Source organism: Propionibacterium australiense (assembly GCF_003666605.1).
Taxonomy (GTDB): domain Bacteria; phylum Actinomycetota; class Actinomycetes; order Propionibacteriales; family Propionibacteriaceae; genus Propionibacterium; species Propionibacterium australiense.
In genome coordinates this window covers 72,494-80,300 of the sequence record NZ_RCIV01000013.1, presented here as the reverse complement: position 1 = coordinate 80,300, position 7,807 = coordinate 72,494, and the positions used below count along the sequence as shown (strand labels likewise).

The 7,807-nt window shown below is 70.9% G+C and carries 5 protein-coding genes; 1 reads left to right on the top strand and 4 read right to left on the bottom strand.

The genetic code is table 11. The annotated features are described in order from the left end of the window. Positions 1 to 202: helix-turn-helix domain-containing protein (locus D9T14_RS09905; RefSeq protein ID WP_147434121.1), on the bottom strand; the 202-nt coding region annotated here is incomplete at its 3' end. A 403-nt stretch (positions 203 to 605) separates the two neighbouring features. Here D9T14_RS09905 and D9T14_RS09900 point away from each other — a divergent pair. Further along, a complete protein-coding gene (locus D9T14_RS09900) occupies positions 606 to 884 on the top strand; it encodes an acylphosphatase (RefSeq protein WP_182482071.1) in 279 nt (92 codons plus the stop codon). Between the two features lie 289 nt (positions 885 to 1,173). Here the strand turns inward: D9T14_RS09900 and D9T14_RS09895 are convergent, their stop codons facing one another. Genes D9T14_RS09895 through D9T14_RS09885 form a run of 3 tightly spaced genes read right to left on the bottom strand, consistent with a single transcriptional unit; the run spans position 1,174 to position 7,729 of the window. Beyond that, on the bottom strand, positions 1,174 to 4,101 hold the full coding sequence (locus tag D9T14_RS09895) for an ATP-binding protein (protein ID WP_119162082.1): 2,928 nt from the start codon (positions 4,099 to 4,101) through the stop codon (positions 1,174 to 1,176). Between the two features lie 21 nt (positions 4,102 to 4,122). Beyond that, the gene (locus tag D9T14_RS09890) at positions 4,123 to 5,931 is read right to left on the bottom strand and encodes a tetratricopeptide repeat protein (RefSeq protein ID WP_119162083.1); all 1,809 of its coding nucleotides are present in this window, start codon (positions 5,929 to 5,931) and stop codon (positions 4,123 to 4,125) included. Beyond that, a complete protein-coding gene (locus tag D9T14_RS09885) occupies positions 5,924 to 7,729 on the bottom strand; it encodes an HSP90 family protein (RefSeq protein WP_170175611.1) in 1,806 nt (601 codons plus the stop codon). Before D9T14_RS09885 ends, D9T14_RS09890 begins: the two co-directional genes overlap by 8 nt. Positions 7,730 to 7,807 lie beyond the last annotated feature (78 nt).

The following is a 7,807-nucleotide window of genomic DNA, read 5'->3' as shown; positions in this document are numbered from 1 at the left end:
TCCTGCTGGCCTGCCACTCGGCCAGCCATTCTCGAACGGTTTTCTCGCTGCGCTCAACCATTTCAGCGATAATCCCCACATCGACACCACGAGAGGCATACAAGATGGCTTCGGCTTTCATCCGCACCAGCACGTAATTGTCTGTGCGTTTCTTCCACCTGATCAGAACAGCGGTTTCTTCCGGGGTGACCTCGATCTGCATGTCTCAATCATATCCGAAACAAGACCACGAATCCATCAAAATACGATTTCGTTTCATGACGGCCATATGACAATTGGGTCATGGACTATGATTCACTTCAAGGCTTTTTCACGGAGGTCGACTGGACAATCAATTGGAGCATCGGAAATGTGACTATTGAGGGGTGGGAGCTCGATCAAAATCCTTGAGGCTTATTCACAGCCCCATTGGCTTGGGCAGTGGCCCATCCTTGTAGTCCGGACAGTTGAATGCCGCCACAGAAGAGGCTGCCCCTACTAGGCAAGGCATAGCGCACGCCCGCGCAGCACATGCGCTCAGGGGAGCAGATTCCGGCCTCCTGAGCAGACAACCGGTTGTGGTTAGGCTTGGGGCACCGAGCAGCAGACGGCGGGAGGGACGAATCATGAGTGCTGTGCGGAGCGTCCACGCGGTGGCCAGCGGCCTCGTCCAAGGCGTCGGTTTCCGCTGGCACGTCCTGCAGCAGGCCGAGGCGCTCGGCCTGACCGGGTGGGTGCGCAATCTGCCGAACGGCGACGTCGAGATGTTCGTCCAAGGCGGTGAACTCGTTGTCGAGACCTTCCTGGCATGGGTTCGGGAGGGGCCCGGCTACGCGCAGGTCCGCGGGCTCCAGGTGCGCGAGGCTCCGCACCAACCCGGCTTGGCCGAGTTCACGGTCCGCTGATCCTGCCGACCGCACCGGAACCCAGTCCCCCGCCCCGGCAGATCAGGGCCTGCTCTGGTAAGGGAAGGCCGGAAGTTTTCGCATGCCCGGGGAACCCTGCTCGGCAGGCAGTTCCCGTCCCCACCCTGTTCCGGCAGGCCGGGCGCGGACATGCCCCCACACCACAACGCGGGGCTGGTCCAATCCAGGGTCCCGGCGGGCCGAGCGCGGGCAGCCGCATCACTGGCCACCCCGCCGTCGGGGCACGTGCCCCTGTCGGGCTGACCAGGCCATGCCGGGGCGGTCCCGCTCACTCCTGCTGCTGGCCGTTGTTGGCTGCCCAGAACTGTTCGGCCTCGTCACCACGGCCCTCGCCGTCGAGCCAGTTGGCGCCGAGCGCAGCGAACTCGCCGCGCAGCCCGGTGTCCTGCATCCGGTCGGCCAGCTCCATTCCCGCCGCGATGTCGGCAAAGGCGCCGCGCTCGTCGTTGACGGCGAGCCGGATCCGGGCGCGCAAGTCGTGTGCCGAGGCCGCGAACTCCTCGTTGCCGTGGGCGAGGATCTGCTCGGGCGCGTCACCGAGCTCGGTCAGGGCCTGGTCGTAGGCGCGGTGAGTGGCCAGTAGCCGCACCCGGTCGACCGCTACGTCGAGCATCGTCAGCTCGGTGTCGATGTTCATCCGCTCCGCGAACTCGGTGTCGGTCAGCACCCGGTCGCACAGTGCCTGGCCGGCCGCGGTCGCCTCGGCGTGCGCGGCAAGGCCGGCGTCCAGGCCGTCAGCCTCGGCCGCGGCCCACATGCGGCGGCGCTGCAGCCTCAGCAGTTCCATCTCGTCGCCGGCGGCGCGGGCCTGCTCGGCGGCCTGCGTGTACGCCCGCAGCGACTCGACCGCGTCGGAGGCGCGCAGCCCGTCACCAACGATCCCGAGCAGAAAGGCAGCGGCTCCCGGGGCGTCCAGTTGCTGGGCATCGGCGGCGCCACGGCGGGCCAGAGAGACGGCACGGTCGTTCTCACCCAGCGCCTCGCACAGGCGGGCACCCATGTGCAGCAGATTGGCGCGCTGGTACAGCATCTTGTCGGGGCTCCACGACACGAACGGGTCATCGGGGATCTCCAGGTCCGCCAGGGCGTGCTCGACGATCTCGATGGCCTCCACGTTCCGGCCCTGGCGCATGAGCAGATCGGCCAGGTCCCAGCGGACATCGGTCATGACGGCTCTCTTGCCGGAAGCCTGGGCCGCGGCGAGCGCCATCTGGTAGCAGCGCTCCGCCTCGGGGGCGTCCTCACGGGCCTCGCTCATCAGCGCCCGCTGGCCCAGCGCGTTGGCGAGCAGACCCACCGTCCCCATCCGCGTGTGGTAGTCGATGAGCCGGTCACACACCGCCATCGCCTCGTCCCGCTCATCCGCGTTCCACAGGGTCGAGATCCTGGACATGCCCAGGTGCTGCCTGATCGAGGGGAATTCATCGGGGTCGGGAAAGTAGGACTCCACCTCATCCCAGGTGCTGCGCACCCGGTCGGGCGCCGAACCGGCCTGCAGCAGCAGGTGGCCGAGGGCATTGCGTTCCCAGGGTTCGGAGCCGGGTGTGACCCCCAGCGCGAGCAGTTCCTCGCGGCGTTGGTGGCAGGCCTCCGGTGAGTCGGCGTCGAGCGGCGTGTGGTTGAGCGCAGACAGGATGCGGCCGGGCGAGCCCGTGGCGCGGATGCGGGCGAGCAGTTCGCCGGCACGCTCCTGGTCGTGGGTGATCGTCATGGCCAGCCAGTACTCGACGCCGAGCGCCCTGTCGGGTCCGCCACTGGCCTGCAGCAGGCGGATGCCGGTCTCGTTGCTCTCCAGTTCGGCCGAGACCCGTAGGTCCGGGTCGAGACCGGTGATGTTGAGCTCGGCGAGCGCGACCTGCTCCAGGAAGTCCGGGTCATCGCTGATGTCGGCCTGCGAGATCGCCTTCTCTCGCAGTTCGCGCCAGCGTGCCAGTAGCGCACGCTCGGCGCTGAGCCCGCCCCAGCGGACGACGCGGTCGAAGAGCCCCATGAGGTCCATGACCCCGGCGCCGGCGATCTCGTCCGCCGTCGGGGACAGCGGGTGCTGCGAGTCGCCGTCGGGGGCGAAGACGCTGCGGGAGCCGGCGACGCCCGGGGCGAGGGGCAGGGGGGTTAGGGGCCCCGCCTCCAGGTACCCCCTGCGCAGCGTGGTGCTCTCGAAATCGTTCCCGTTTCGGGCGTCGAAGGCGGCGGCCAGGTCGAGGGCCTGGCCCGACAGCTCGTCGTAGAGGCCCTCGTCGATGACGATCTCCTCGCCGCTGCGGGTGAGCAGACGCTGGCCGGCCATGCCCTCGGCGAGGCAGGCGCCGATCAGGCGCGCGGCTGCGGCCCGCAGGTTCATGCTGGTGCTGGGCGCGTCGAACTCGCGCACCTGCTCCCAGCGGTAGGCCAGCAGTTCCAGGCCCCGGGCCAGGGCGCCGGTGCGGGCGCACAGCAGGATGTTCCTCGCCACGTCCGAGGCGCGCCCCTCCTCGTCGCGGATCTCACGCCAGGCGCGCAGATGGTAGTCGGCGGCCTCGTCCATCCGGCCCAGCTCGGCGGCGCACACCGCGGCCAGGCTCAGCGAGGAGCCCGGCTCCTCGGCGCACGTGGCGTCGCCGCGCAGGGCGGGGGCGAGCAGTTCGAGGGCCCGCTCGTACTGCCCCTGGCCGGACCAGTAACTCGCCTGGCCGCGGGACGAGCAGACCTGGCAGTCGCTCATGTCGCAGCGGGGCAGGGCGGTCCAGGCGGCGAACTCGGCCGCTGCGCTGTCGTCACCGCGAGTGGACGAGGCGAGCTTGTAGGTGCAGTGGGCGACCGGTTCGGGTCCGATTCCGGCCGCCGCGTAGCGCCGCCGCATGTCTGCCAGCAGTGCCTCGATCTGGTCGAGCGGGATCTGCGGGTAGGCCGTGGCGTGATCGACCATCCACTTGTTGCTCCACAGAATGCGAAAGCGGTAGCGGTCGGTGAGGGCGGGCGAGTCGGCGTCGTAGCGCTGGACGAGCCAGGCGAACGGCACGAAGGCCTCCGAGACGCGACCGCCGAAGACGAGGGCCGAGACGAACGCCAGGCGCATGGCGATGCCCAGGCCCTCATCGCCGATCTCATCTGCCATTTCGACGGCCTGCCGCAGCGGCGCGATCCGCTCGGCGTAGGGGCGCTGGATCGCCGTGTCGTGCAGCTGGATGATCCGGTCGCGGATGTCCTCGTCGCTCATGATTCTTCTCCTAGGGGGTGGTTACTGTGCCTGGTTGTCGTTCCAGTAGCGTGCGGCCTCCTCGTGACGGCCGTGCTCGGCGAGCCAGTCGCGGCCGGCGGCCAGTATCTGCCGGCGTGTCTGCTCGTCACCGCTGCAGTCGGCCAGCTGCAGGCAGCGGCCAAGGGCGGTGAAGGCGTCCTGCTCCATGTCGAGTTGCAGGCACAGCCGGGCGCGCAGCCAGAAGCCGTCCATGGCCAGGGCCCGGTCGCCGTGCTCGGCGGCCTGCTCCGGCAGCCCGACCAGCCAGCCGATGGCGTTCTCGTAGGCCTTGGAGACCGCAATCAGCTTGGCCTGCTCGATCTTGACGCCCAGGACGAGCATCTCCCCGTCGACCCCGCTGGTGCGGGCCAGTTCTGGGTTCGCGGCGAGGGTGTCACGCAGCTGCTCGGCGATCCGCTGGGCCTTCTCCTGCATCTGGGCGGCCTCCTTCGTGCCGGTGCAGATGGCGATGGCCCAGGCCCGCCGGCGGGTCATCTCGAGGACGCGCAGGCCGTCCTGGTCCTGGTGGGCCAGCCGGGCGGCCTGTTCGAAGGCCCGGTCGGACTCGGCGGCGTCGGTGGGCATGATCGCCTCGCCGACGAGCTCCCACATGATGGAGGCGCGGCCGGGTTCACCGAGCTGCTCGGCGTCCTGCGCCGCCTCGCGGGCCAGGGCGCAGGCCCGGTCGGCGTGGTCGAGCTCGTGGTGGACGCGCGCCCCCATGTCGCACAGGGCCCAGTGGGCCTCGATGAGGTCCTGGCCGATGATGAGGTGGCGGGGCCCGTCGACGGTTGCGAGCAGGGCCAGTGCCTCGTCCACGACCGTGGCGCCCTCGACGACCCGGTCCTGGTTGAGCAGGCGCATGGCGAGACCCTTGAGCGCGTCCACCTCGTACTTGGTGACCCCGGAGGAGTGGGCGGCGGCGACGGCCTCACGGATCGCCTGCTCGGCGCCGACCGGATCGCCCAGGGCCTCCAGCTGGTCGGAGAGCCGGTGCATGACCCTGGTCAGCTCCACCGTCTCGCCCATCCAGCGCTGGCGGTCCGCCTCGGCGCGCAGGATGGCGACGGCCTGGGCGCCCTGGCCGGTCTGCTGGGCCAGCACCGCGCGGCGCCGCGCCTGCCTGGAGCGCAGCATGGGGAACTCGTCGTCGAGCAGATAGGCGTCGACGATGTCGGGCAGGTCGAGGACGCTGTCGAAGGTCGGGCCGAGGTAGAGGATCGCGGAACCCATCCGCATGCGGGTCATCGGCTCGCTCGTCACGTCCACGGCCAGGGCGCGCAGTTCGGCGAGGCGGGCGCGCACGGCGTCGAGGTCCTCGACGTCGATCCGGCTGCGCGAGATGGAGGTGAGCAGAGCGCTCGGGTCGCCGGTGTCGCGGATCCGGTCGAGCAGCATGTCGCCGCGCACCGGGTCGTTGTCCAGTTCGACGGCGAGCAGGTGCTCCAGGTCGAGTGCGCGGGCGGTGGCCCCGGCTCGGGTGAACAGGTCGATCGCGGTCTCGATGCGCTCCAGGTCGCGGGCGTCGGTGGCGGCGAAGTCGGCGATCTCGGTGTCCATCTCGAGGCAGGCCAGCGCATGGAGCAGCTCGGGCTCGCCGGTCGCCCTGGCCCATTCGATGGCCCCGTCGCGCAGCTCCTCCCAGCGTGCGATGACGGCCTGCTGGGTGTCGCGGCCGCCCCAGCGGGTCGCGGCGATGAACAGTTCGGCGAGGCCGCGGGCATCGGCCTGCGCCACTGCCTCGAGGGGCGGGGCGAAGCGGTGCCGCGAGAGGCCGCTGACCGGCCGTGGTGGGGTGTTGTCAGTCATCTCGGGTCTCCAGGGCGACGGTGAGCAGGGCGAGGAAGGAGTGGTCGACGGCCGCCAGGTCGGCCGCGCGCAGCCGGTGTCCGGCGGCCAGCAGGGCGCGGGCGTAGAGCGACTCGGCGGCGGGTGCGACGAGTTCGTCATCGCCCAGGTCGAGCACCCTGCGCACCAGTGTGCTGTCGTCGTTGAGCAGCAGCCGGGGCCGGGCCGGGGCCGGGCGCATCGTCGCGAGCAGGGCAGCCCAGGTCTCGTCGGCCCCGGCGGCGACCTCGTCGGAGACGGCTGCGGCGCGCGCCTGCTCGTCGTCGAGGTAGAGCGCGGGCATCGTGTCGGGCGCGAAGGCGCGCAGCTCGACGTCGACGTCGAGCAGCTTCAGCGCCTGGCGGGCCCGTTCCAGGCCGGGGCGGGCGGCCCTCAGCCGCTCCTCGGGCACGGCACGGATGTGGGCGTCCAGGTCGCGGGGCGACAGGGGCCGGGTCTGCAGGCCCGTCATGACCCGCGGGGCGCGCAGGGCGAGTTCGGTGTCGTAGACGTAGCCGCCGTTGAGGATGTCGATGCCCTGGGCGGCGCCGACCGCGGCCACCTGGCGGTAGTCCTCGATGGTGCGTGCGACGTGGACGACGTCGGTGCGTCCGGCCAGCTCGGGCAGGGTCAGCTCGCCGGTGTTCGTCTCGAAGCGCAGCGCCGGCAGCAGGGTCTCGAAGAGTTCGTCGTCGTCCAGCGCCATCGCCTTCGCGGCCACGGCGTGCACCGACAGGAACCGCCTCATGCGGTCCTGGTCGGTGGCGGCCAGCCGCAGGATCCAGCGGCGGATCTGCTCGCCGAGCGCGGACCGGACCGTCTCGAGCATGCCGTCCTCGTAGAGTCCCTCACGACTGGCGGTGGGCGTAAGGCGGGTGGAGTCGACGACGGCGCGGGCGAAGAAGGCCCAGTCGGGCAGCAGGCCGGGCACGTTCTCGGAGACGAGCATGCCGTGCAGGTGGACCCGGTGGCCGCCGCGCGAGCCGGCCTGCGCCTGCTGGCCCAGGATGACGACGACACCGTCCAGGCCGGCCTCGGGCACGGCCACGGGGAGGGTGGCGAAGGGTTCGACGCCCAGCTGCCGGCGGGCGAGGTTCTCGCACTCGCGCCGGCGGGCGCGCCCGGCCAGCCGCCACGGCGGCGTCGTGGGCGCGACCGGTGTCGTCGCGCCCGGGCCCCGGGCGCTGACGATGCGGTAGGGCAGATAGGCGCCGAAGGTCTTGGCCAGCTCGGTGACGCGCCCGGCAGTGAGCCACTGCGCCGTGCTGCTGACCGGTTGCAGCGAGACGCAGGTACCCGGGCCCTCCGCCAGCCAGGCGGTGCGTTCGTCGTCGATACCGGACGGGTCGGCCATCTCGTGGGTGCCGTCCTCGTGGCCGATCCAGCGGATCAGCGGCCCGTCGCCCTTGCGGGTGAGCACCTCGACCCGGTCGGTGACGACGAAGCAGCTGAGCAGGCCGATGCCGAAGCGGCCCAGCATCGTCTCGTCGTGGCCGCGCTTGGAGGAGCCGCCGATGGTCGCCAGGAAGGTGCGCACGTCGTCCTCGTCGAGACCGACACCGGAGTCGAGGCAGTGCATGCGCCCGTCGGCCGAGACGTCCGAGCCGACGAGCATGATGCCGGGCCGGCGGTCGTCCGGCCGCGGGTCGGCAGCGGTCAGCGCGTCGACGCCGTTCTGCAGGAGCTCGCGCACGAAGATGCGCGGGCTCGAGTAGAGATTGTGGCTGAGCAGGTCGACCAGACCGTGCAGGTCGACCTGGAAGGCGTCGTTGCTGGGCACGTGGCCAAGCCTAGGGCCTCGCCCCGCGCCCCGGCCGGGCACGGCGCCCTGGGCCGACGAGTCAGGGGCGAGCCGGAG

Bases quoted from the DNA above. Each gene is read 5' to 3' on its own strand.
- D9T14_RS09890 (WP_119162083.1), bottom strand. From the start codon at position 5,931: ATGACTGACAACACCCCACCACGGCCGGTCAGCGGCCTCTCGCGGCAC.
- D9T14_RS09900 (WP_182482071.1), top strand. From the start codon at position 606: ATGAGTGCTGTGCGGAGCGTCCACGCGGTGGCCAGCGGCCTCGTCCAA.
- D9T14_RS09895 (WP_119162082.1), bottom strand. From the start codon at position 4,101: ATGAGCGACGAGGACATCCGCGACCGGATCATCCAGCTGCACGACACG.